This is a genomic window from Pontixanthobacter sp. (assembly GCF_049682855.1).
Taxonomy (GTDB): domain Bacteria; phylum Pseudomonadota; class Alphaproteobacteria; order Sphingomonadales; family Sphingomonadaceae; genus Pontixanthobacter.
On record NZ_JBAUIK010000009.1, the window covers coordinates 188,383 to 210,013 of the forward strand.

A 21,631-nucleotide genomic window follows, 5' to 3' on the forward strand; every position below is an offset into this window, starting at 1 on the left:
CGCTTAAGGCCGCACAATTTCGAAATACGGTGCCTGCTCATCCAATGCGCCAAACAAAGTGCCCAGCACAGCGATGTCGCCTGCAAATGTCGCGGCCCCTGATGCCAGGAGCTGAGGCAGCTGCACCTCCTGCGCAAGCAGTAGATTCAGGTCGCTGCGCCTGATCGACAGGGTGACGGCGGCATCCGGCGCGGTTCCGGCGCGCGGAAACAGCACACTTTTTCGCATATCCACCGAAATGCTCTCCTGCGTATCAGGAAAATTGAACGTCAACACAGCTTCCGCACCTTGCATTTTCTTCGGGTTGAACCGCGCAGCCAATGCGTCAAACAGATCAAGCGTTGGAACCGCCGCCAGGACCGAAGCCGTCACCGTGTTCAAGCTGTCATTGTCTGCCGGAGCGCGCAATTCCAGCGCAGCAGAGAGGTAAATATTGCGCCAGGTACCGCCTTCCGCTTGATAGCCCAGCTGCTCATAAATCGCGGCTAACCACGCTTTCGCAGCCGCATTGTCAGGCTCTGCGAAAACCAGCGTTTGCAGCAAACGCGCACCCCAGCGATAATCTCCATCAGAAAATGCTTTCTCGCCCTGGGCGAGAGCCGCCGCGCCGCCGCCCAATGCCGCGATCCATTTTTTCGCCTCTTCGACTTTGGGCAGTGCTGCGTAATCGGCAGGAACGGCATTCCACCATCCGAAATAACGCTGATATACGGCTTTCGAATTATGTTCGAACGTGCCGTAATATCCGCGCACCCCAAAATCCGTGGTGGCGAAATCGGGTTCGCCAATAGCTTCCGCGATCTCGTCCATAGTCATACCCTGATTGGCCATGCGCAATGTCTGATCGTGGATGTAGCGATAGGCATCGCGCTGATTGCGCAATTTTGCGCGCACAGCCTCCCCGCCCCAGCTCGGCCAGTGATGCGAAGCCAGCATGACGTCGCTTCTGCTGCCAAACCGCATAAGGAATTCGTCGATCTTGCGACTCCATTGCAGGCTGTCGCGTACAATCGCGCCGCGCGGGGTGAGAATATTATGTTGCACCCGCGTGACGACTTCAGCGCCGTGAAAAGCATTGAACTGCGGCAGATAGAATACAAATTCGGACGGTGCCTCGGTCTGGCCCGCATCGACAAATTCAAACGTGATCCCGTCAATATCCAGTGTTTCCCCGTCTGGGGACAATTCGCGGGACGGCGGCAATAATCCGATCGTGCCTGCCGATAATTTCGGACCAAGCCCGACACCGATTGCGCCAGCTGGACCAGGGGGAACATTGGTGCCGAATTGATATTGCGCGCGGCGGCTCATCGCGTTGCCTGCCAATACGCTTTCGCCAACGGTTTCCCGAGTGAAGCCGTGCGGCGCGTAAATCACAACATCGCCTGCTGCCAATTCTTCGCGAGAGGTTACCCCCATCACGCCGCCAAAATGGTCCGCATGGCTGTGCGTGTAGAGCACAGCGACAACCGGCTTTTGACCCAGCGTCGCGTTGGCAAGTTCCAGTCCAGCGCGCGCCGGGGCCGCACTTAGCAGGGGATCGATCACTATCCAACCGCTGTCGCCCGCAATCAATGTCATTACGGACAGGTCATATCCGCGTATCTGGTAGATACCCGGAACCACTTCGAACAATCCGTGGATCGCCGCCAATTGGCTTTGTCGCCATAGCGAGGGGTTGGCGGTAGGCGGTGCCGCACCTTGCAGGAAATCAAACGTGTCAATACTCCATGCGATGGAGCCATCAGACGCCGCAATATCGCTGTCGAGCTGAGCCAGCAGACCGCGCCGGGCATCGGCGAAGTCCTGCGGATCGGACAGCGGCAGCCGCTCGGCAACGGCCTGGTTGTGCTGCGCTGTCTGATCGGTTGCGGCGCCCTGCGGAGGACTGGCATTCCCCAATGCCAAACCGGCGATGGCGGCCGCGACGAGCGATCTTGCTGCGTGCATTATATTCCCCCCCTATTACTCGGCCTTCTGGGACAATCTATCGGATCAAGGCAAGCGCTTTTTCCAGCCCAGATGCAACGTCAGGGGGCCTGTAAGCCGGGTTCTGTCTTGGCAGCGGTATCCGCAGCGGACCTGCCCGCCAAGGGCAACCATTCCTCTAGGCTGCGGATTGCTCCGCAGCTCAAGCAGCCAACCCGGGCGATCACAGTCCGAAACCGACCTGCCGTGAACCGAAATTCTCAGCGCGCCGCCCCTATTTGGCCTTGCTCCGGGTGGGGTTTACCATGCCGCGATTGTTGCCAACCGCGCGGTGCGCTCTTACCGCACCCTTTCACCCTTACCCCGCATGCGGGGCGGTTTTCTCTCTGTGGCACTGTCCCTGAACCTCGCCGCTTTGCAGTTTTGAGGCCCGGCGGGCGTTACCCGCCACCCTTGTTTCGTGGAGCCCGGACTTTCCTCGGATGAGTTACCCCATACGCGGTTGCCCGGCCCCCTGACGGCTGCCTATCTAGCGGCTCCGCGATCCCTGTCGAGCAAAAGCTGGAACAATATCGCGCGGATTTCTGCATTGATCACGCCGTCTATGGTCCGCGGGCACCAGCGGCGCTGAAAGGCCTCCACCGCCCTGGGCCCGTCCGTAATGTCATAGCCATAGCGTTCAAGAGCGAGATAGACCGCCCCATCATTATCGAACACATCGGTCAGGCTGGGTTTGGGCGTTTCAATCGCCAGTCCCAGCTGCGCCAGCCGTTCCCAAGGGAACAATTCCCCCGGATCGGTCTTGCGCGCGGGCGCGACATCGGAATGCGCGACCACATTGGCACGCGGAATATTATACTGCTTCACGATCCGGTGAAGCAGCGGGATCAGCGCATCGATCTGCGCATCGGCAAAGGGCCGGTAACCCAGCCGATGCCCTGGATGATCCAGTTCAATTCCAATACTGGCGGAGTTTACGTCCTTGATCCCGCGCCAATAGCTTGCCCCTGCATGCCATGCCCGCTTGTCCTCCGGCACCAGCAAGGTAACTTCGCCTTCCTCGCTGATCAGATAATGCGCGCTCACCTGCGCCTCGGGATCGCACAGCCGGTCCAGCGCCGTCTCAACCGGTTGCATTTCTGTATAATGCAGCACCGCCATCGTGACCGGCAATTGCCGCGCATTGCAATTGGGCGACAGCCGTGTGTGATGAACCAACTCGTCCTTCATATCACGGCATGATCGTAGGGGTAATTATCCAGAATGTGCGGCAGGACCATCAGCCGATAAGACCTTCCGGCTGGGGTAACACGGCGCCCAGAACCAGCGCATCATCGCTCAATTGATATTGCAAGCCGCCGTCCGATTTTTCAGCCAGCAGATAGAGCATATGCGCGGGCGCGGTCCGGCTGGATAATTCCTCAGCGGGCAGATTGCCTTCCAGCGCCTTGCCGATGCTTTCATCAAAAGCGATTTTTGCGCCCGCTGCGCGGACCACGATCTCGCTATTGCCGCCCACTATTTCCGCGCCAATATCCAGCGTGCCGCCGCGCACCAGCGCGTCAAGCGCCATATGCGCGAAATTGAGCATGACTTTGACCGCATCTTTGGGGAGCTTGGCGGCATCCATTGCCCAGTTAACGTCAACCCGCTTTTTATCGGCAATCAGCGCATCGATAACCGCTTTGGGCTCTGCCACTTCGACCATTTCGCCAAAACCGCCCGCTGCGCCATAAGCGAGCCGAAAGAATTTGAGCTTGTCGGTACTTGTCTTGGCGCTTTGTCCCAGCAATTCCATACATTGCTGTTTCATCGCCGGATCGCTCTCATCCGCGAGCAATTCCAGCCCGTTGCTCATCGCGCCAACCGGGCTGAGGAGATCATGGCACAGCCGTGAACACAGCAAAGCGGCGAGATCGACAGAAGAATTATCGTTCATTGTGGCGGGACGTTTCTTGTTGGGAAGGGACATATATTTGTCGGAAAGGACCATAAATCTGTAGGAAAGGGACACATGGGACACTGTATTAACCTAAATTCGTGCCGCCGCCACCCGCCTATGGAAAAAACCGCTCCTGGCAGGTTTGATGGGACATTCAGAGAAGGCGTGCGAACGGGCATCGCAGCGAATTACTCGCCTGTAACCGAGTAGGAAAGCGGCGCAAACCCGTGCGGAGTATCACGCCAGAACGTCACCTCAGTGCGAGTAACAATGGCCCAGACTGTCCCGTCACCCGCCGCCATCGCCGCATCGGTGGGTGACGGGCGCGCCAGTCCGTTGGGATGCGAGTGATAGTACCCCAGCAACGCATCGCCGCCTTCGCGTGCTGCCTTGTGCGCAGCGATCAGGGCTGCCGGATCAATCTCAAAATGTGTCTGCGGGTTTGGATGGACATTGCGCGCTGGTTCGGCACGCGTGACCGCGTTGCCGCGGCCCAAGAGCAAGCCGCAGCATTCTGCCTGCCCTGCACCGTGGGCAGCCGACAGTACGGTTTCAAGCGCAATTTGGGCAATCTGTACATCCATCAGAACCGGCTCTAGCATATAGAGACAAGCCCGATGCAACAGGTTATGGAACGGATGTGTCAGAAACTTCCACCATCACCGGTACTCTTGCAGCGTCGGGCCGCCTCGACAAATTGCTGGCCGAGGCATCAGGGCTATCGCGTGAGCGGGTCAAAACCTTGATGGCAGCAGGCGCAGTACGCGTGGGCAAAACCACCGCGACCAATCCGTCAGCAAAAATGCAGGCGGGTGCGCATTTCATCATCGATGTTCCGCCCACGACAGAGCCCGAAGCGCAACCGGAAGACATTGCGCTGGAGGTCACCTTTGAGGACGCGCATCTGATTGTCGTCAATAAACCTGCCGGAATGGTCGTCCATCCTGCGGCGGGCAATCTGACCGGCACTCTGGTCAACGCGCTGCTTCATCGCTGTCACGGCCAATTGTCCGGTATCGGCGGAGTCGCGCGTCCGGGCATTGTCCACCGAATTGACAAGGACACGTCTGGTTTGCTGGTGGTCGCCAAATCTGCTGCCGCGCATGAAGGGTTGGCCGCGCAGTTTGCTGACCATTCGGTCCATCGCCGCTATATGGCGGTATGCGGCGGCTATCCAGCGCCAGCCGATGGCACGATCGAAGGGATCATCGGGCGCTCTTTCGGCAACCGCAAAAAGATGGCCGTTCTGGATGAGGGTTCGGGGCGCGGAAAACATGCGGTCACGCACTACAAAACTCTTGAAAAACTTAATAATTCGAGTCTGGTCGAATGCCGGCTTGAAACCGGTAGAACCCATCAGGTGCGCGTTCACTTTGCGTCAATCGGCCATGCGTTATTAGGGGACCCAGTATATGGACGTACAGGTGCAGTTTTACGGCCGATTCTCCAGCGGCTCGGCTTTGTCCGGCAGGCTCTTCACGCGGCGTCATTGGGGTTCAATCACCCTGTGACCGGCGAATATGTGGAGTTTCATGCCGGTCTACCTGCAGATATGCGGGAACTGATCGACGAAACTATGCGTTAAATTAGATGAATAGCACTGCAAATTCTTTGTAAGTGCGTCTATATGTAACCATGCGGCCCGAACCTGCGGATGCCCATCAGGGGTCCGTGAACATGCGGCTGGCGATAGAAAGGTTAGGATAGAGTGAGCAATACAGTAGCAAAGATCCCGGCCCTTGGCGGCGAGCAGAGCCTCAACCGTTATTTGGCCGAAATCAAGAAATATCCGGTATTGACGGCGGAGCAGGAATATATGCTCGCCAAAGCCTATGCGGAACACGAAGATCCCGAAGCGGCTGCGCAATTGGTGACCAGTCACCTGCGTCTCGTCGCGAAAATCGCAATGGGGTATCGCGGCTACGGCCTGCCGGTATCGGATCTGATTTCCGAAGGTAATGTCGGCCTGATGCAAGGCGTGAAAAAATTCGAACCAGAGCGCGGCTTCCGCCTTGCCACCTATGCAATGTGGTGGATCAAGGCGAGCATGCAGGAATTTATCCTGCGTAGCTGGTCACTGGTAAAAATGGGTACCACTGCCGCACAGAAGAAGCTGTTTTTCAACCTTCGCCGGATGAAAAAAGAGCTGGAAGCCTATGAAGACAGCGATTTGCATCCCGATGATGTAACACAGATCGCGACCACTCTGGGCGTGGCTGAACAAGAAGTCATCAATATGAACCGGCGCATGATGATGGGCGGCGATGGCTCGCTCAACACCAAAATGCGCGGTGACGAGGACGATGGCGGACAGTGGCAGGATTGGCTGGTTGATGACCGCCCCTTGCAGGACGAAACCGTTGCCGATGCCGAAGAGGCAGAGGTGCGCCACGAAATGCTTGCCGAAGCAATGGGCAGCCTGAACGAGCGCGAGAAACACATTCTTACCGAACGCCGCCTGACAGAAAATCCGCAAACGCTCGAAGAGCTTAGCCAGGTATATTCAGTCAGCCGCGAACGTATTCGCCAGATCGAAGTGCGCGCGTTCGAGAAATTGCAAAAGGCAATGAAGAGCATCGCAGGTGAACGGTTCATGCCGTCAGCTGCGTAATTTTACCCGGTAGCATCACGAAAGACCCCGCTGGCAGCGATGCCGGCGGGGTTTGTTTTGGCGCGGTTTGTTTTGGCGGGGTTTGGGTTGGCGGGAGCGATCGCATACAGTAAACGGTACTGATGATCCGCATTGCCCGCTTCCTTGCCAAGACCGTCTTGTGGTTCACCGGCCTCAGCCTTGCCTTTGTGCTCCTATTCAAATTTGTTCCGCCACCGGTTACCGCCACTATGGTGATGAATGGCGACGGGATCACAAAGGATTGGGAAACGCTGTCCAATATTGACCGCAATCTGGTGTCCGCCGTTATCGCTGCGGAGGATAGCAAATTCTGCAGCCATAACGGTTTTGACACGCAGGCTATCGAAACCGCGATCAAACGCAACCGCGAAGGAGGACGGATCAGAGGCGGCTCCACCATCAGTCAACAGACCGCGAAAAATGTGTTCCTGTGGCAAGGCGGCGGCTATGTCCGCAAGGGTTTTGAGGCGTGGTTCACCTTCCTGATCGAGAAAATCTGGGGCAAGCGGCGGATCATGGAAGTCTACCTGAATGTTGCAGAAACCGGCATTGGCACTTACGGCGCAGAAGCGGGCGCGCAGCGGTATTTTGATCGCTCGGCTGCCAAATTAAGCACGATAGAGGCCGCCCGGATGGCTGCCGCTCTGCCCCTGCCGCAAAAACGCTCTGTCACCAACCCCACTGGCTTTACCCGACGCTATGGCAATACAATTGCAGCGCGCATGGGCGCGGTAAGGCGTGACGGATTGGATTCTTGCGTTTACGAATGATCTGATGGGCGCCGCACATTCTCACAGCCGATCCAATGGAAACAGCCATCGGCATTCGCACGCCGGTGCTGTGCGTAATGGTGATGGGCATTCTGGCCACAGCCATGCCCCAGCAGATTTCGGCCGCGCCTTTGCCATCGGAATCATCCTCAACGCCGCTTTCGTGATCGTGGAGGCGACCTATGGCTTCGTGTCCGGGTCGATGGCGCTGGTCGCTGATGCCGGTCACAACCTGTCGGATGTACTCGCCTTGCTGCTGGCATGGGGCGCAAGCCTGGCGGCCAAACGCGCGCCGACCGATCGCTTCACATATGGCTATAAGAGCTCGACCATCTTGGCCGCTCTTGCCAATGCCGCATTGCTGTTATTTGCTATGGGCGCAATTTTGTTTGAGACGCTGCACCGAATCGCAGACCCTGCGCCGGTTGAGGGAATGACGGTGGTGATCGTCGCAAGCATCGGTATCGTCATCAACACCTTTACTGCGCTGCTATTTATGAAAGGCAGCAAGCATGATCTAAACATTCGCGGTGCCTATCTGCACATGGCCGCCGATGCGCTTGTCTCCGCTGGCGTGGTGATCGCCGGTATCGCGATTGTCTGGACCGGGGCCCGGGGGATCAACGGGGCCTGGATCGATCCGGCAACCAGCCTGATAATCGTTGCAATCATTGCGCGAGGTACCTGGGGCTTGCTGAAAGACAGCGTCAAGATGGGTCTGCTCGGCGTACCCGAGGGTATTTGTGAAAGCAGCGTGCGCGGTTATTTGGCCGCGCTGCCCGGGGTCGACGCGGTGCATGATCTGCATATCTGGCCGATGAGCACAACCGAAACCGCTCTCACCGCGCATCTGGTCATGCCAGCGGGCCATCCCGGCGATGTATTCCTGCATGATATTGCCAGAGAATTGGACCATCATCACTCTATCGGCCACGCGACCATCCAGATCGAGCAGAACCGAGAATGCGCGCAATTGGTCGAGGGATGCGCTGCATGAGCGCCGCCGTCGATCAGGCCCGCGAGGAGCTGAAAGCAGCGATTGCGCGGCTGGCTGATGGCGACCAATCGGCGCTCGAATTTATCTATCAAGCCACATCGGCGAAACTATTTGGCATTTGCCTGCGTATCTTGGGTGACCGTGATGATGCCGAGGATGCTTTGCAGGACGTATATATCAGCCTGTGGCGCAGTGCGCGCCGCTATGATCCGGAACGGGCGAGCCCGATTAGCTGGCTCGCGACCTTCGCGCGCAATCGCGCAATTGACCGGTTGCGTTCGCTCAATTCCGGCAGCGCGCAAATGACGCGCGCCAGCGCCCCGGTGGACGATGCGATAGACATTCGCGACACTGCACCGCTCGCGGATGCCCTGTTGGAAACGCAGGAAAGCGACGCCAAAGTGCATCGATGCATTGCTAAGCTGGAAGACCGGCAACGCGCCGCCATCCGTACCGCCTTTTTCAATGGCGCGACCTATGCCGAGATGGCCGAAACGCAAAACGTGCCGCTGGGCACAATGAAAAGCTGGGTCCGGCGCGGCCTTGCCAAATTGAAAAAGTGTTTGGAAACATGACCCGTCCCGATCAACAGCACCCGCGATCGCCCGAGATGGACCGGCTGGCCGCAGAGCATGCATTGCGCCTGCTAGAGGGGGAGGAACTGGTCACGGCGCGCGGCCTGATGGCCAGTGATACCGGTTTCGCAGCGGCAGTGGCGGACTGGGAAAACAAACTTGCTCCGCTTCATGACATTACGCAAAGTGCTGACCCCTCCCCGCAGGTCTGGGCGCGGATAGCCGCCGAATTATACCGTCAGGCTCCCTCCGCAGAAGTCGTGACACTGAAACAGCGTGTGCGCCGCTGGCAGCTTGCCGCATCTGCCGCAGCGGCAGTGGCGGTTTGTGCATTTGCTTTTTCTGTCGTAAACCCGGACTCGGCCGGTCTGCCGCCAAACACTGCGGGACAAGATATCAACCAGCCGCCCTTGATGGCCAATATCCCCATCGTGGGCACGCCGCTTCGCCTGGCCATAACCTATCTGCCCGGCAGGTCCGAAATGCTGGTCTCTGCCAGCGGACTGACCGCGGACGGCGTGCATGATCACGAATTATGGCTGGTTACTCCAGATGATGGCGCAAGGTCGCTCGGCGTTGTGGTGCCCGGTGCAGAGCGCCGCGTGACCATCGATCCCGCGCTTGCTGCGAAAATCGTGCCAGGCGCGCAGATCGCGCTGAGCCGGGAAGCGCTGGGCGGCGCAGCCGACGCGAATACGCCCGGTCCCGTAGTCGCATCAGGTGCTTTTTCAGAAACTTGAATTAATTTGCATCCATATCACCTGCTGAAGCGTAGCTTCACTATCAGGCAAGGACGGGGCCTTGGTTATAGAGGAGAAGCAATGTTTATTTCATCGAAAACTTCAGCAGCAGCACTTACCGCAATGGCATTAGCCACCGTGGGTTGCTCCAATGAAAACTACCGCGGCCAAAGCGTAGCGAGCGCCAATACCGAGGCAACCGTAATGGTCGGCGGTGCAGCGATGTACCCAAGCCGCAACATCATTGAAAACGCAGTAAATTCTAACGATCACACCACATTGGTTGCGGCCGTAAAAGCTGCCGGCCTAGTGGAAACACTGTCCGGCCCGGGTCCGTTTACGGTCTTTGCACCGACCAATGATGCCTTTGCAAAATTGCCCGCAGGCACTGTCGATACGCTGCTCAAACCTGAAAATAAGACTGCGCTTGCCGGAGTGTTGACATATCACGTGGTGCCTGGCCGGGTAACCGCTGGCGAACTTGTCAAAATGATCGGCAATGGCGGCGGAATGGCTAAGCTGACCACCGTCAATGGCGCAACTCTGACCGCAAAAATGATGAACGGCAATGTCGTGTTGGTCGATGCAAAGGGCGGTACTGCCACTGTCACCCAGGCTGACGTCATGCAGTCAAATGGCGTCATTCATGTCACCAATGCGGTTTCCATACCCGGCTAAGCGCATGATATAACGTGTTTTGCGCTGCACGCATCCCCCACAGGCAGCGCAACCGAACCCCGTCTGGCCAGTCTTACCGACTAGGCCGGGCGGGGTTTAATTTTTGGAACGCGAGAGGGGTATAACGGCTATGTATGCTCTCTTGCCCACCGGACGTTCAGCCACAGCACCAAAGCCTGTGCCGCCAACACAACGAAACCGCACACAACAGCTGCGGTGACAGGGTTTCCGTTCTGCATCTCGCGCGGGGTCAGCACCATCGCCACTGCAACCGCCATCAACACGGTAGACAGCGTAACCGGTAGCAGCCACACCATAGTTCTGCGCGGTGCCAGATGGGTCGCCTTGCCATCAAACCCGAAATGGCCGGGTAGCTGCTCTAATTGCTTGAAACGGCGGGCCGACCAGACACCCGACAGGATCAGCAACAGTATAAATGGCAGACATACCATCACGGGCAGCCACCCATCCATATCAGGCAGCTTCTTCCTTCTCACCGCCGACAACGCGGATCGGGTCTTTTTTGCCTTCGACAACATCCTTGTCGATCACGATTTCGGTTACACCGTCCATATCGGGCAGATCGAACATCGTATCAAGCAGCATACCTTCAACAATCGACCGCAGCCCGCGCGCACCGGTTTTGCGCTCAATTGCTTTTTCAGCAATCGACACCAGCGCATCATCGGTGAAGGTCAATTCGACATTTTCAAGCTCGAACAGCTTGGCATATTGCTTGGCCAGCGCATTTTTTGGCTCGCTGAGAATCTTTACCAATGCATCGATATCCAGATCGCGCAGAGTAGCAATAACTGGCAGACGGCCAACAAATTCCGGAATCAGGCCAAATTTGAGCAGATCTTCCGGCTCACATTTTTCCAGCAATTCGCCCACTTTGCGTTTGTCCGGATCGGCAACATGCGCGCCGAAACCGATGCTGCGTTTCTGCAGACGGTCAGCGATAACTTTATCCAGACCGGCAAACGCGCCGCCGCAAATGAACAGGATATTGGTAGTATCAACTTGCAGAAATTCCTGCTGTGGATGCTTGCGCCCCCCCTGCGGAGGAACAGAGGCGGTTGTGCCTTCCATCAATTTAAGCAGCGCCTGCTGAACGCCCTCACCCGACACATCGCGCGTTATGCTGGGGTTTTCCGCCTTGCGGGTGATTTTGTCGATCTCGTCAATATAGACGATGCCGTGCTGCGCCTTGTCGACATTGTAATCGCTGGATTGCAGTAGTTTGAGAATGATATTCTCGACATCTTCACCCACATAACCCGCCTCGGTCAATGTGGTGGCATCGGCCATCGTGAAAGGCACATCGAATGTCCGCGCCAACGTTTGCGCCAGCAGCGTCTTGCCGCAGCCGGTTGGGCCGACCAGCAGAATGTTCGATTTGGCGAGTTCGACTTCACCTGCTTTGCCGCCATGTTTCAAACGTTTGTAATGATTATGTACCGCCACAGACAGCACGCGTTTGGCGCGGTCTTGCCCGATCACATAATCGTTTAACGTAGTGAAGATATCCATCGGCGACGGGACTTCGCCTTCTTTGCGGCCGGTCAGACCCGCTTTGGTTTCCTCACGAATAATATCGTTACACAGCTCCACGCACTCATCACAGATGAACACGGTGGGGCCAGCGATGAGCTTGCGCACTTCGTGCTGCGATTTGCCGCAGAAACTACAATATAGCGTGGACTTGGAGTCGGTTCCGCTCAATTTCGTCATATCCCGTATTCCCGAATCCCCCGCCGACAAATGGCGAAAGGAGTTCGTCCGACTCTAAAGCCGGATATTTGATAATCAACCTGCAGTCTCTAACAGGCAGCCCTTACAATAGGCTGAAGCGGCAGGGTTGCTGAAATGCTACACTTAACGTCCCGCACCGGCACAGAGCGGCGCTATGCCCCTCCGCAAAAGACGAACCTGCATTTACACAGGGGCGCCGCCTGCGCCCTTATCCTTATCATCCAGGCCAGGCTCTTCGCCCTCTGGCCGCGTCTCGAACACCTTGTCGACCAGGCCGAATTTCATCGCCTCATCGGCCTCAAGAAACGTGTCGCGATCCATCGCTTTCTCGATCTCGGACAGTTTCTTGCCAGTGTATTTCACATAAAGATTATTCATGCTTGTCTTGATGCGCAAAATTTCACGGGCCTGTATTTCGATATCCGATGCCATGCCGCGTGCCCCGCCCGAAGGCTGGTGGATCATGATCCGCGCATTGGGCAGCGCGACCCGCATACCCGGTTCACCCGCTGCGAGCAGGAAACTGCCCATTGATGCCGCCTGTCCCATGCACACAGTCGAAACACGCGGTTTGATATATTGCATGGTATCATGGATCGCCATGCCCGCGGTGACTACGCCGCCGGGCGAATTAATATACATAGAAATCGGCTTGGAAGGGTTTTCACTTTCCAGATAAAGCAATTGCGCGGTGATCAGCGAAGCCATACCGTCCTCAACCTGTCCGGTCACAAACACGATACGTTCGCGCAGAAGGCGGCTGAAAATATCGAAAGCGCGCTCGCCCCGGCTGGTTTGCTCAACCACCGTCGGCACCAAAGCGCCGGTTACAGGATCGCGGATAAATTGGCCCTGAGCGCCGTAAGTATCACCAAGCTGCGCAGAAAGATCGATCATGGTATTCCTTCAAGTCATCTGTTTGAGCATGCTATGTCGCGATTACGCCGCCGATGTTCAAGGGCGTTTACCTTTGCGACTGGGCAAAAGGTCGTGAACCGCATCGGGCCTGCCGCAATGGCTTCAAAGCGTTTGACGTTCATAAAGCGTTTGACGTTCATAAAGCGTTTGAGGTTCAAAAAAAGCGTTTGGCGAGGGCGTTTGCAGGCACGGCTGCCAAACCGGACCGTTCGTCGCGCAAAGTCACCGTCCGGTCGATGGAGACTATACCGCCCACGCACTATCGCTTCACGGTCGGCAAAGCTAATTCGCGCAGATCCTTTGCCCTTTGGCGGCAGACATTTTACGCCTTGGTTGCAGGATCATTACGTTTTTTTGCAGACTCATTTTTGGGGCAGGATAATTTTTTGAAAATCTGTATCCTGCCTTGGCTTCTCACCAGCTCAGCCATGATCGCATGCAGCCCGGTGCTGGCGCAGGAAACATCGGAACCAGCAGATGGCGCGGCCCCGCTTCCTGCGGCCTTTGCGCCGGAAAACGTGTATGAGCCGGAATATTTCGAACGCTTCGCGCCGCGCAACGCGCTCGATATGGTCAGCCAGATACCGGGATTTGTGGTGCGCGGCGGTGGCGGCGGGCGCGGATTGGGGCAGGCGAACGAGAATGTGCTGATCAATGGCGAGCGTCTGACCAGCAAATCGGACAGCGCACGCGATCAGCTGGGCCGTATTCCGGCAAGCAACGTCGTACGAATCGAAATTATTGACGGCACGGCGCTGGATATTCCCGGGCTGACAGGTCAGGTCGCCAATATTATCATCGCGCAAAGCGGGATTACCGGACAGTTCGAATGGGAAGGCGCGCTGCGTACGACCGCAGTCGATCCGGAATGGTATGGGGGCGAAATATCGCTATCGGGCAGCGTCGGCGCCCTCGATTTTACACTGGCACTGGAAAACAATAATAACCGTTTTGGTGCGACCGGCCCAATCATCTTCACCGATGGCACAGGTGCGCGGATAGAAACCACCCGGGCGGTCTTCACCGGTGCGTTTGATGTCCCGCGCGTCAGCGGTGCATTCGGCTATGATTTTGGCAGCGATGTCAAAGCCAATCTCAATCTCAGTTACGGACGGTCCTATTTCACTCGCTTTGTCACCGAGAGGCGCAACATAACCGGTAGCGGGCTGGTACTGCGTGATGATCTGCGCACGGGCGGCACGCCCGAATATGAGATTAGCGGAGATATCACGGTCCCGCTCGGTACCGGCTCGCTCAAGCTCATCGGCCTGGAAGCCTATGATGAGGAACTGTCCGACAGTGTGATCATCGATACGGTCAATGCGACCGGCGCGGCGACGGGTGACCGTTTTCTGCGATCAGGCGGCGATGGTGAACGGATTGGACGGTTCGAATATCGCTGGCCAATGCTCGGCGGCGATTGGCAAGTATCGGGCGAGGCTGCGTTTAACCGGCTGGAACGGGTTTCCGGCCTGTTTGAACTGGCAGCTGACGGCAGTTTTACCGAGATCGATTTCCCCGAGGGTACCGGCGGGGTTACTGAAGACCGTTATGAAGTGATCCTTGCCTATAGCCGGCAATTGACTTCAACACTGGCCCTGCAGGCGGCCGCCGGGGGCGAATATTCGCAGCTGAAACAAACTGGTTCAGGGGCCAATACACGCACATTCCAACGCCCCAAAGGCAATATCTCGCTTGCCTGGCAGCCGCAGTCCGGGCTGGATGTGTCCCTCGAGGTGCTGCGCGAAGTAGGCCAGCTGTCCTTCGGTGACTTTCTGGCGAACGTATCACTCGGCAATAATACCCAAAATGCCGGCAACAACCAGCTTGTTCCGCAGCAGAGCTGGGGCGTTGATGTCGAGATAAACAAGCAGCTTGGTCAACTGGGCTCTACCACTCTGACTTTCCAGCAGCGTTGGATCGAGGATTATATCGACTTGATCCTGCTGGCGGGCGGCGGCGAGGCGCGCGGCAATATTGCCTCTGCGCGCAGCAGTGAACTGGGCTGGAACACAACCATCAGGCTCGACACATTGGGGTGGGCGGGCGGCCAGATCGATTGGGAAATTGATCTGTTCCTCAGTACTGTTCGTGACCCGCTTAGCGGCAGAAATCGAGCTTTTTCAAACGCAGGGGATATCGATATCGAAGTGGATTACCGGCATGACATTCCCGGATCAGACTTTGCCTATGGCGCTGGCCTGAATTACGAACACCGGCAGCCATCTTTCCGCCTGTCAGAAACGACTGTCGATTTTGAAGGGCCGACTTTCGCCAACATCTTTATTGAGCATAAGGATGTGTTTGGCCTGACGGCGCGCGCAACATACGCCAATATTCTTGGCGGAAGAGAGCGCACAGTCCGCACCGTGTTCAATGGGCCGCGTACCGCCGGTCAGGTCGAATTTATCGAAGACCGCAATTTGCGGATCGGCCCCATTTTCCGGGTCAGCGTCGCCGGGAATTTCTGACCCTTATTCGGCAGGCTGAAGCGGCAAGGGATTACTGCCCTGCGCCTTGGCCACGCGTTTGCGCCGGATTGCCTGAATGTCGGTCTTGCCATTCAATAATAGCCGGGCAAGATAGAAGCGGCGCACGACAAATTCGTGAAGCACGATAACGGTAGCGGCGGCACCAATGGTCAGAACCGAAAACTCCAGCCAGATCGGCCATTCCACGGCCACCAGCCAGCGCCCATAAACATAGACGAGGCAGTGGTGAAACAGATACATCGATAACGCGCAATCGGCGAGCCACGCCGTTTTCGGGCCGCCATCCCTGAAATAACGATGAAAGAATTGCAGAATAAACAGCACGATCGTCCAAATGGCGAGCTGATTGGCGAACAGCATAAAAAGCGATAACAGCTCGCTCTGCTCAGACCTGGCATAGGGCTGAATGATCAAGGCCGCCGCCGCTGCATAGGGCATCCACCTGCGCCACTTGACCAGTGTTGAAAGAAAACCGGGTGACAATGCCGCCATTACTCCGGCGACGAAAAACGGAAATTCGCTGACCAATTTGTACCAGCTCTGGAACCCCGGAACGATCAGCTCATATGCGCTTGGCACTTGTCCAGCCACCAGATAATTGACAGTATTGCCCACCGCCAACAGGATAAGGAAAAGCGCAAAGGCTCCGCTTGATCTGGCCGCGACAGAAATCCAATCGGGCACCGCCACCGCCTTGCTCCGCAGCGCCGACCCTTGCGGTATGAATATCTGCACCAAAGCCGCAAACAGGAACATCGGGATCAAGCTGACGAGGAACCATAGGTGCAGCGCCCACAGCCCGCTCGACCATATGGCGTTAAAGTTCGCGCTTCCGATCCAGCCGGCAAAGCTCTCCGTCCCGCCAGCATCAATGTGGCGCAGATACAGCTCTATCATATTCAGCGTTATCGCAATCGTGACCAGAGGAACGCCGGTCCGCAGCAACCGGTTGAGCAAAAAATCCCCTACCGCACGGCGCGATAGCAGAAGCACTGCGAAAAATCCGCCGACGAAGAAGAAAGTCGGGGTTACAAACAGATGAAATCCAAAGATGAGCCAGTCAAAAAACTCATGCCGGGCGGTGTTGGCGGTAATCCACGGCCGCGCAGGCGCGTAGACAGTCCCTGCATGGAGCGCGACAGACAGAAACATCAGGACAGAGCGCGCCCCGTCAATATCGTGATAATGCTGCGGTTTAATCGCCCCGGATAATGGTAGTGCTGTCATATTCATCTACGGCGCACGCATCCCCTTTGCGGCACGGCTTCGCCAATCCCCATGCCTCAATTTTAAACGAGGATGTAGCGTGCTGGGGTAAAGTTGCGGTAAATACCGATGGCGGTGTCTCGTGATCTGACAGAAAGCTTGCGATAAATTACCAAACTGGCACTCATGTAAACATGACACTGAACAATCGCATGCTCACTGCGTTTTTTTCCAGCGCCTGTATTCTTGGCGTAACTGGACCTGCATTTGCGCAAGAACAATCCGGCACAATCGCTCGTATCGAACAGAAAGTATCGCACGCAGACGACGCAATTGAGCGCATTCGGCAGTTGGATGATGCCGGGCCAATGCTGAATGCGGTGATCGCTTACAATCCCGAGGCGCAAGCCCTTTCGGACATCATGGGCAAAACCGCCCTGCGCGGGATGCCCATTTTGGTCAAAGACAATATCGAAACGATCGAATGGCCGACCACTGCGGGTAGCCTTGCCCTAAAAAACAATCTCACACACCGTGATGCGCCGCTTGTGGCCAACATACGTGCGGCAGGCGGTGTGATATTAGGTAAAACGAACTTATCTGAATGGGCTAATATTCGCGATAGTAAATCAACCAGTGGATGGAGCGCAATTGGCGGTTTGACCCGCAACCCCCATGCAATTGATCGCAATTCTTGCGGCTCATCATCGGGCAGCGGCGCCGCTGTAGCTGCCGGATTTGCTTGGGCAGCTATTGGAACAGAAACGAATGGGTCAATCACATGTACAGCCAGCATTAACGGCGTGGTCGGGTTCAAGCCGAGCGTTGGTTTGGTCAGCCGCCGCCATATTATCCCGATCAGCAGTACACAGGATACCGCTGGGCCTATGGCGAAAACTGTTACTGATGCGGCGCTGCTATTGGGGGCAATGGCAGGTGAAGACCCACAAGACGCTGTCACGCTAACGGTTCCCAATCGTCGGTTGGATTATGTGGCAGGCCTTAATGAGGCATCACTGCATGGCGTGCGTATCGGCGTGATGCGCAATCAGATTGGCGATAATGGCGATGTAGAGGCGGTCTTTGAGGTGGCTTTGGCCGATTTGCAGCGCGCCGGTGCGGTACTCGTCGATATTGAATTTGAACCTAATGGACAGGTGTATGATGATAGTTTCACCGTATTATTGTTCGAATTGCGTGAGGAAATGGGCAAATATTTGCGCTCCATCCCGAAAATGGATGGCCCGGCACAGACGCCTCGCAGCTTAGCGGATTTAATCGCTTTCAACTCCGCCAATTCTGACACCGAAATGCGCTATTTCGGGCAAGGTTTTTTCCAGATCGCCGAACGTACCACAGACCGCGCCGCTTATGAGACAGCCCGGACCAACGCAGTGCGGATTGCCGGCGAAGAAACAATCGACATGCTACTCGCCAAGCATAATGTTACATATTTGGTGGCTCCGACACGCGGGCCAAGCTGGCCCAACGATCTCGTCAATGGTGACAATTTCAACGGCAGCATCGGCTTTGGCAGTCCATCCGCGATTGCGGGTTATCCGCATTTGACCGTACCAATGGGTGCAGTTGAACGCCTGCCAGTCGGCATCAGCTTCTTCGGAGCGAAATGGTCTGATTATGAAGTCTTGCAAGCAGGCGCCGCCTATGAAAAATTTCGTAGTGCATCTTTGCCTGAACCATCCTTTGAACGGTGGTCATCTGCCACTGAGTAGTCCCGAGCAGATACAAAACGGGCCGCAGCGGTATAACCGTGCGGCCCGTTTTATGTTGTTGCTGAAACTTATTTTTTGGCAGCAGGCTTTTTTGCCGGGGCTTTCTTGGCCGGAGCTTTCTTGGCCGCAACTTTCTTGGCCGGAGCTTTCTTGGCCGCTGCCGTTTGAGTGGCTGGCTTCGTCGCAGGAGAAGTCTTCTTGGCAGCCTGCTTTTTCGCAGGTGCCTTCTTGGCCACTGGCTTGTCCGCGTCCTCCTTGGCTGCGGCGTTCTCTGCCGGTGCTTTCTTTGTCGGTGCTTTCTTTGCCGGCGCTTTTTTGGCGGCCGGTTTTTTCTTGGCAGGCTTCTTCGCAGCAGCGTCTCCTGCGGCTTCGTCCGCCTCAATAGCCGCTTCCAGTTCTTCTCTCGTCACTTCACGCTCGGTGATATCAGCCTGTTCAAACAGGAAATCGACGACTTTGTCTTCATACATCGGCGCACGCAGCTGGGCCGCAGCCATCGGGTCTTGCTGGACATATTGCATGAAGCGTTGACGGTCCGCTTCATTATATTGCTGTGCCGCTTGCTGGATCAGCATCGACATTTCCTGCTGAGTGACTTCGACACCGTTTTTCTGCCCGATTTCGCTCAGCAAAAGTCCCAGCCGTACCCGGCGTTCTGCGATGCTGCGATAATCGTCTTTTTCCGATTCGATTTCTTTCAGCGCCTTTTCAGGGTTTTCATCTTTGGCCGCCTCTTGCTGCAATTGCGCCCAGATCTGCTCGAATTCGGCATCGACCATTTTGCCGGGCACTTCAAAATCATGTCCGGCAGCCAATTGGTCGAGCAATTGACGCTTCATTTGCGTGCGAGTCAGACCGTTTGTCTCTTGTTCAAGCTGGCCTTTCAGCAGCTCTTTCAACTTGTCGAGGCTATCGAGACCAAGCGATGTAGCAAAATCATCATCAAGCTTGGTTTCCGTTTCAACTTTCACCTGCTTCACGGCAATCTTAAATTGCGCGTCTTTGCCCTTCAGGTTTTCTGCCGGATAATCGTCCGGGAATGTGACGGTGATGGTTTTCTCGTCCCCCGTTTTCGCGCCGGTCAATTGCTCCTCGAAACCAGGAATAAACTGGCCCGAACCAATCACCAGCGGCGCATCTTCAGCCTTGCCGCCGTCAAATTCAACACCATCAACGCTGCCGGTGAAATCGATAATCAGCTGATCGCCATCTGATGCCTTTCTGGTTTTAGGCGCATCTTTGTAGCTTTTCTGCTGGTCCGCGATGTTTTTGAGCGATTCTGCAATTTGCGCATCGGATACGGCCACGGTCAGACGCTCAAGTTTCAGACCCTCGGTTTCCGGGGCGTCCACCACTGGCAAAATTTCAAGATCCACGGTTACAACCGCATCTTTGCCTTCTTCATACCCTTCGGCAAGATCGATCGCTGGCTGCATGGCAGGACGAAGGGTCTTTTCCTTCATCAGATTATCGACTGATTCGCGGATCACATCATTTACGGTTTGCGCATGAAGCTGTTCGCCATGCATTTTCTTAACCAGATTGGCGGGAACTTTGCCGGGGCGAAAGCCGGGCATTTTGACCTGAGGCGCAATCTTCTTCACTTCAGCGTCGATTCGCGCCGCAATATCTGCAGCAGGAATGGTCACTTCATAAGCACGTGAGAGGCCTTTGTTGTTGGTTTCTTTAATTTGCATGACGGGCAGTAAAACCTTTTCAAAAATTCTGTTATTGCCATTCTGTTATTCGACGGGGCACAGCGATGGTATGGTGCGGGCGAAGGGACTCGAACCCCCACATCGTTAGATACTGGTACCTAAAACCAGCGCGTCTACCAATTCCGCCACGCCCGCAGCACAAACACCGCCGCGCGCACACGCCGAATGGGCGCGAACCTCGCGAGCAAGGGCGCGCCTTAAAAGGACCTGCGCAAAAGGGCAAGCAGACTTAGTGATTGGGCTGCGGTATTTCGCCCCGCCCATCGCCCTGCCCATCGCCCTGCCCGTCGTCCTGCCCATCGCCCTGCCCATCGTCTGCCAATCTTGGCGGCGCGTCACCGGCTACTGACTTGCCTGCGTTGACGCGGGGCATTACAGAACCGGGCATGACAGATGCAAACGCACCAGAAACACCTGACACCCCAACTGCCGGCCCAGATGTTCCGCCAGACCGTATTTCGGTTAATCCGCGCAGCGAACTGTTCAACAGCGAATTGCTGCAGCGCGGCATCGGTATCCGGTTCAAAGGGACCGAACGGACCAATATCGAGGAATATTGCATTTCGGAAGGCTGGGTACGGGTACAGGCCGGTAAAACGCTGGACCGAAAGGGTCAGCCATTGACGATCAAGCTGAACGGCCCGGTCGAGGCATGGTATGAGGATTTGGGCGATAGCCCGCCCGTTGCGAAGGCTGGCTAAACCCTAATTATCATATTTGGCGATAATGGACTCGAAATCGTCATTCTGGCGGATTGGCGCGGCTGGTGTAACTGCTGAGGTGCGTGCGGATTGCCTGCCTGCACGATTTTTTGCGCGGGTTTGGAGCGCAGGACGAACCGGAGCGGCGGCAGCGTCCAGATTTGCAAACGCGCTCAAAAACTGCCCGGATGGCTGCGGCGTTTGACGGCTAACACTGCGCGGAGAAGGCGTATCACGGCGTGCAGAAACGCGCGCCGAAGCCGCTGGCTTGGCACGGGCAACCCGCACAGGCGGTTTGGCGACCCGCCCGAAATCGGGCGCTTTGTCAGAATAGATAAAGCCGTGCACCGGCCAGGCGGTCTTACCCAATGCCTGGATCGGATCATACCAGACACGCACCTCGCTCCAGTCATTATTGCGTGACACATCGATCGCCCGAACATCATTTTCTATCTGCCCGCGGCGGCCATTGATCGGGGACCAATTGGCGTGACGCAGCAAAACCGTGCGGCGATCGATAATCTTGCTGACCGCGGCCACATGGCCCAGCTGCATATTGCGGTGCGGCTGGAACGCCATCACCGCGCCTACTTTCGGGCGATTGCCGCGATCGAAACGGCCCTCTGCCTTGCTCCACCATTCATGGGCATCGCCGTAAATCTGAATGCCTGATTGTTCGCGCGCATAGGGAACGCATTGCAGATAGGCGGGCAATTCGGCGCCAGAGTGCGTGCCTCCTGTACGGAATCCATCGGAGGTTTCAGCCGTTGCCGGGGCGGCAAAAGCCAGCGCGGACAGAATCGCGGTGCATGTAACTAAACGTATCATGCATCCCTAATGACCGA

At 56.4% G+C, this 21,631-nt stretch carries 21 protein-coding genes, 1 tRNA gene and 1 other RNA gene; 10 read left to right on the forward strand and 13 right to left on the reverse strand.

Annotation, left to right across the window (positions count from 1 at the left end):
- Positions 1 to 3: 3 nt before the first annotated feature.
- The 5 genes from WA922_RS06630 to WA922_RS06650 form a co-directional block, all read right to left on the reverse strand.
- Positions 4 to 1,950: an alkyl/aryl-sulfatase gene (locus WA922_RS06630; protein WP_424770899.1), complete on the reverse strand. Its 1,947-nt coding sequence runs from the start codon at positions 1,948 to 1,950 to the stop codon at positions 4 to 6.
- Between the two features lie 76 nt (positions 1,951 to 2,026).
- An RNA gene (gene rnpB / locus WA922_RS06635) (RNase P RNA component class A) lies at positions 2,027 to 2,447 on the reverse strand.
- Between the two features lie 7 nt (positions 2,448 to 2,454).
- Positions 2,455 to 3,159, reverse strand: coding sequence for an N-acetylmuramoyl-L-alanine amidase (locus tag WA922_RS06640; RefSeq protein ID WP_424770900.1), 705 nt, complete (start codon positions 3,157 to 3,159; stop codon positions 2,455 to 2,457).
- Positions 3,160 to 3,208: 49 nt separating this feature from the next.
- Positions 3,209 to 3,868 carry a histidine phosphotransferase family protein gene (locus tag WA922_RS06645; protein ID WP_424770901.1) on the reverse strand — a complete coding sequence of 220 codons (660 nt, stop codon included), beginning with the start codon at positions 3,866 to 3,868 and terminating at the stop codon, positions 3,209 to 3,211.
- 191 nt (positions 3,869 to 4,059) lie between these two features.
- Positions 4,060 to 4,455: a Mov34/MPN/PAD-1 family protein gene (locus tag WA922_RS06650; protein ID WP_424770902.1), complete on the reverse strand. Its 396-nt coding sequence runs from the start codon at positions 4,453 to 4,455 to the stop codon at positions 4,060 to 4,062.
- A 56-nt stretch (positions 4,456 to 4,511) separates the two neighbouring features.
- Between WA922_RS06650 and WA922_RS06655 the strand changes: the two genes are divergently transcribed.
- The 7 genes from WA922_RS06655 (at position 4,512) to WA922_RS06685 (ending at position 10,263) form a co-directional block, all read left to right on the forward strand.
- Complete coding sequence (locus WA922_RS06655; RefSeq protein WP_424770903.1) at positions 4,512 to 5,456, forward strand: RluA family pseudouridine synthase; 945 nt, start codon at positions 4,512 to 4,514, stop codon at positions 5,454 to 5,456.
- Between the two features lie 123 nt (positions 5,457 to 5,579).
- On the forward strand, positions 5,580 to 6,482 hold the full coding sequence (rpoH, locus tag WA922_RS06660; RefSeq protein WP_424770904.1) for an RNA polymerase sigma factor RpoH: 903 nt from the start codon (positions 5,580 to 5,582) through the stop codon (positions 6,480 to 6,482).
- A 122-nt stretch (positions 6,483 to 6,604) separates the two neighbouring features.
- Positions 6,605 to 7,273: a monofunctional biosynthetic peptidoglycan transglycosylase gene (gene mtgA, locus WA922_RS06665; RefSeq protein ID WP_424770905.1), complete on the forward strand. Its 669-nt coding sequence runs from the start codon at positions 6,605 to 6,607 to the stop codon at positions 7,271 to 7,273.
- A gap of 4 nt (positions 7,274 to 7,277) precedes the next feature.
- Entirely contained in the window at positions 7,278 to 8,270 is a 993-nt protein-coding gene (locus WA922_RS06670; protein WP_424771005.1) for a cation diffusion facilitator family transporter, read from the forward strand.
- Positions 8,267 to 8,845: a sigma-70 family RNA polymerase sigma factor gene (locus WA922_RS06675; protein WP_424770906.1), complete on the forward strand. Its 579-nt coding sequence runs from the start codon at positions 8,267 to 8,269 to the stop codon at positions 8,843 to 8,845. The genes WA922_RS06670 and WA922_RS06675 overlap by 4 nt, the downstream gene beginning before the upstream one ends.
- Positions 8,842 to 9,585 carry an anti-sigma factor gene (locus tag WA922_RS06680; protein WP_424770907.1) on the forward strand — a complete coding sequence of 248 codons (744 nt, stop codon included), beginning with the start codon at positions 8,842 to 8,844 and terminating at the stop codon, positions 9,583 to 9,585. The genes WA922_RS06675 and WA922_RS06680 overlap by 4 nt, the downstream gene beginning before the upstream one ends.
- Before the next feature lie 81 nt (positions 9,586 to 9,666).
- Entirely contained in the window at positions 9,667 to 10,263 is a 597-nt protein-coding gene (locus WA922_RS06685) for a fasciclin domain-containing protein (RefSeq protein WP_424770908.1), read from the forward strand.
- A 128-nt stretch (positions 10,264 to 10,391) separates the two neighbouring features.
- On the opposite strand, the gene WA922_RS06690 is transcribed toward WA922_RS06685, so the two are convergent.
- The 3 genes from WA922_RS06690 to WA922_RS06700 form a co-directional block, all read right to left on the reverse strand.
- Positions 10,392 to 10,736, reverse strand: a complete 345-nt coding sequence (locus WA922_RS06690) for a hypothetical protein (protein WP_424770909.1) — start codon at positions 10,734 to 10,736, stop codon at positions 10,392 to 10,394.
- A 1-nt stretch (position 10,737) separates the two neighbouring features.
- Positions 10,738 to 11,997, reverse strand: a complete 1,260-nt coding sequence (gene clpX, locus WA922_RS06695; protein WP_424770910.1) for an ATP-dependent Clp protease ATP-binding subunit ClpX — start codon at positions 11,995 to 11,997, stop codon at positions 10,738 to 10,740.
- Positions 11,998 to 12,201: 204 nt separating this feature from the next.
- The gene (locus WA922_RS06700) at positions 12,202 to 12,915 is read right to left on the reverse strand and encodes an ATP-dependent Clp protease proteolytic subunit (RefSeq protein ID WP_424770911.1); all 714 of its coding nucleotides are present in this window, start codon (positions 12,913 to 12,915) and stop codon (positions 12,202 to 12,204) included.
- A gap of 53 nt (positions 12,916 to 12,968) precedes the next feature.
- Between WA922_RS06700 and WA922_RS06705 the strand changes: the two genes are divergently transcribed.
- The gene (locus WA922_RS06705; RefSeq protein ID WP_424770912.1) at positions 12,969 to 15,407 is read left to right on the forward strand and encodes a TonB-dependent receptor plug domain-containing protein; all 2,439 of its coding nucleotides are present in this window, start codon (positions 12,969 to 12,971) and stop codon (positions 15,405 to 15,407) included.
- 3 nt (positions 15,408 to 15,410) lie between these two features.
- Here WA922_RS06705 and WA922_RS06710 read toward each other — a convergent pair whose 3' ends face one another.
- Positions 15,411 to 16,655, reverse strand: a complete 1,245-nt coding sequence (locus WA922_RS06710) for an acyltransferase family protein (RefSeq protein WP_424770913.1) — start codon at positions 16,653 to 16,655, stop codon at positions 15,411 to 15,413.
- Positions 16,656 to 16,828: 173 nt separating this feature from the next.
- On the opposite strand from WA922_RS06710, the gene WA922_RS06715 reads away from it, so the two are divergent.
- Complete coding sequence (locus WA922_RS06715) at positions 16,829 to 18,367, forward strand: amidase (protein ID WP_424770914.1); 1,539 nt, start codon at positions 16,829 to 16,831, stop codon at positions 18,365 to 18,367.
- Positions 18,368 to 18,435: 68 nt separating this feature from the next.
- Here the strand turns inward: WA922_RS06715 and tig are convergent, their stop codons facing one another.
- From tig to WA922_RS06730, 3 genes are all read right to left on the reverse strand, one after another.
- Complete coding sequence (gene tig / locus WA922_RS06720; RefSeq protein ID WP_424770915.1) at positions 18,436 to 20,064, reverse strand: trigger factor; 1,629 nt, start codon at positions 20,062 to 20,064, stop codon at positions 18,436 to 18,438.
- A gap of 71 nt (positions 20,065 to 20,135) precedes the next feature.
- Positions 20,136 to 20,220, reverse strand: a tRNA-Leu gene (locus WA922_RS06725).
- A gap of 94 nt (positions 20,221 to 20,314) precedes the next feature.
- Positions 20,315 to 20,473 carry a hypothetical protein gene (locus WA922_RS06730; RefSeq protein ID WP_424770916.1) on the reverse strand — a complete coding sequence of 53 codons (159 nt, stop codon included), beginning with the start codon at positions 20,471 to 20,473 and terminating at the stop codon, positions 20,315 to 20,317.
- Between WA922_RS06730 and WA922_RS06735 the strand changes: the two genes are divergently transcribed.
- Positions 20,472 to 20,786 carry a DUF3297 family protein gene (locus WA922_RS06735; protein ID WP_424770917.1) on the forward strand — a complete coding sequence of 105 codons (315 nt, stop codon included), beginning with the start codon at positions 20,472 to 20,474 and terminating at the stop codon, positions 20,784 to 20,786. The two genes, WA922_RS06730 and WA922_RS06735, sit on opposite strands and share 2 nt — an antisense overlap.
- Before the next feature lie 3 nt (positions 20,787 to 20,789).
- Here the strand turns inward: WA922_RS06735 and WA922_RS06740 are convergent, their stop codons facing one another.
- On the reverse strand, positions 20,790 to 21,614 hold the full coding sequence (locus WA922_RS06740) for a CHAP domain-containing protein (protein WP_424770918.1): 825 nt from the start codon (positions 21,612 to 21,614) through the stop codon (positions 20,790 to 20,792).
- Positions 21,615 to 21,631 lie beyond the last annotated feature (17 nt).

Coding starts and splice junctions, on each gene's coding strand:
- WA922_RS06630 (WP_424770899.1), bottom strand. CDS start 1,950: ATGCACGCAGCAAGATCGCTCGTCGCGGCCGCCATCGCCGGTTTGGCA.
- WA922_RS06640 (WP_424770900.1), bottom strand. CDS start 3,159: ATGAAGGACGAGTTGGTTCATCACACACGGCTGTCGCCCAATTGCAAT.
- WA922_RS06645 (WP_424770901.1), bottom strand. CDS start 3,868: ATGAACGATAATTCTTCTGTCGATCTCGCCGCTTTGCTGTGTTCACGG.
- WA922_RS06650 (WP_424770902.1), bottom strand. CDS start 4,455: ATGGATGTACAGATTGCCCAAATTGCGCTTGAAACCGTACTGTCGGCT.
- mtgA (WP_424770905.1), top strand. CDS start 6,605: ATGATCCGCATTGCCCGCTTCCTTGCCAAGACCGTCTTGTGGTTCACC.
- WA922_RS06670 (WP_424771005.1), top strand. CDS start 7,278: ATGGGCGCCGCACATTCTCACAGCCGATCCAATGGAAACAGCCATCGG.
- WA922_RS06675 (WP_424770906.1), top strand. CDS start 8,267: ATGAGCGCCGCCGTCGATCAGGCCCGCGAGGAGCTGAAAGCAGCGATT.
- WA922_RS06680 (WP_424770907.1), top strand. CDS start 8,842: ATGACCCGTCCCGATCAACAGCACCCGCGATCGCCCGAGATGGACCGG.
- WA922_RS06685 (WP_424770908.1), top strand. CDS start 9,667: ATGTTTATTTCATCGAAAACTTCAGCAGCAGCACTTACCGCAATGGCA.
- WA922_RS06690 (WP_424770909.1), bottom strand. CDS start 10,736: ATGGATGGGTGGCTGCCCGTGATGGTATGTCTGCCATTTATACTGTTG.
- clpX (WP_424770910.1), bottom strand. CDS start 11,997: ATGACGAAATTGAGCGGAACCGACTCCAAGTCCACGCTATATTGTAGT.
- WA922_RS06700 (WP_424770911.1), bottom strand. CDS start 12,915: ATGATCGATCTTTCTGCGCAGCTTGGTGATACTTACGGCGCTCAGGGC.
- WA922_RS06705 (WP_424770912.1), top strand. CDS start 12,969: ATGTTCAAGGGCGTTTACCTTTGCGACTGGGCAAAAGGTCGTGAACCG.
- WA922_RS06710 (WP_424770913.1), bottom strand. CDS start 16,655: ATGACAGCACTACCATTATCCGGGGCGATTAAACCGCAGCATTATCAC.
- WA922_RS06715 (WP_424770914.1), top strand. CDS start 16,829: ATGACACTGAACAATCGCATGCTCACTGCGTTTTTTTCCAGCGCCTGT.
- tig (WP_424770915.1), bottom strand. CDS start 20,064: ATGCAAATTAAAGAAACCAACAACAAAGGCCTCTCACGTGCTTATGAA.
- WA922_RS06735 (WP_424770917.1), top strand. CDS start 20,472: ATGACAGATGCAAACGCACCAGAAACACCTGACACCCCAACTGCCGGC.
- WA922_RS06730 (WP_424770916.1), bottom strand. CDS start 20,473: ATGCCCGGTTCTGTAATGCCCCGCGTCAACGCAGGCAAGTCAGTAGCC.
- WA922_RS06740 (WP_424770918.1), bottom strand. CDS start 21,614: ATGATACGTTTAGTTACATGCACCGCGATTCTGTCCGCGCTGGCTTTT.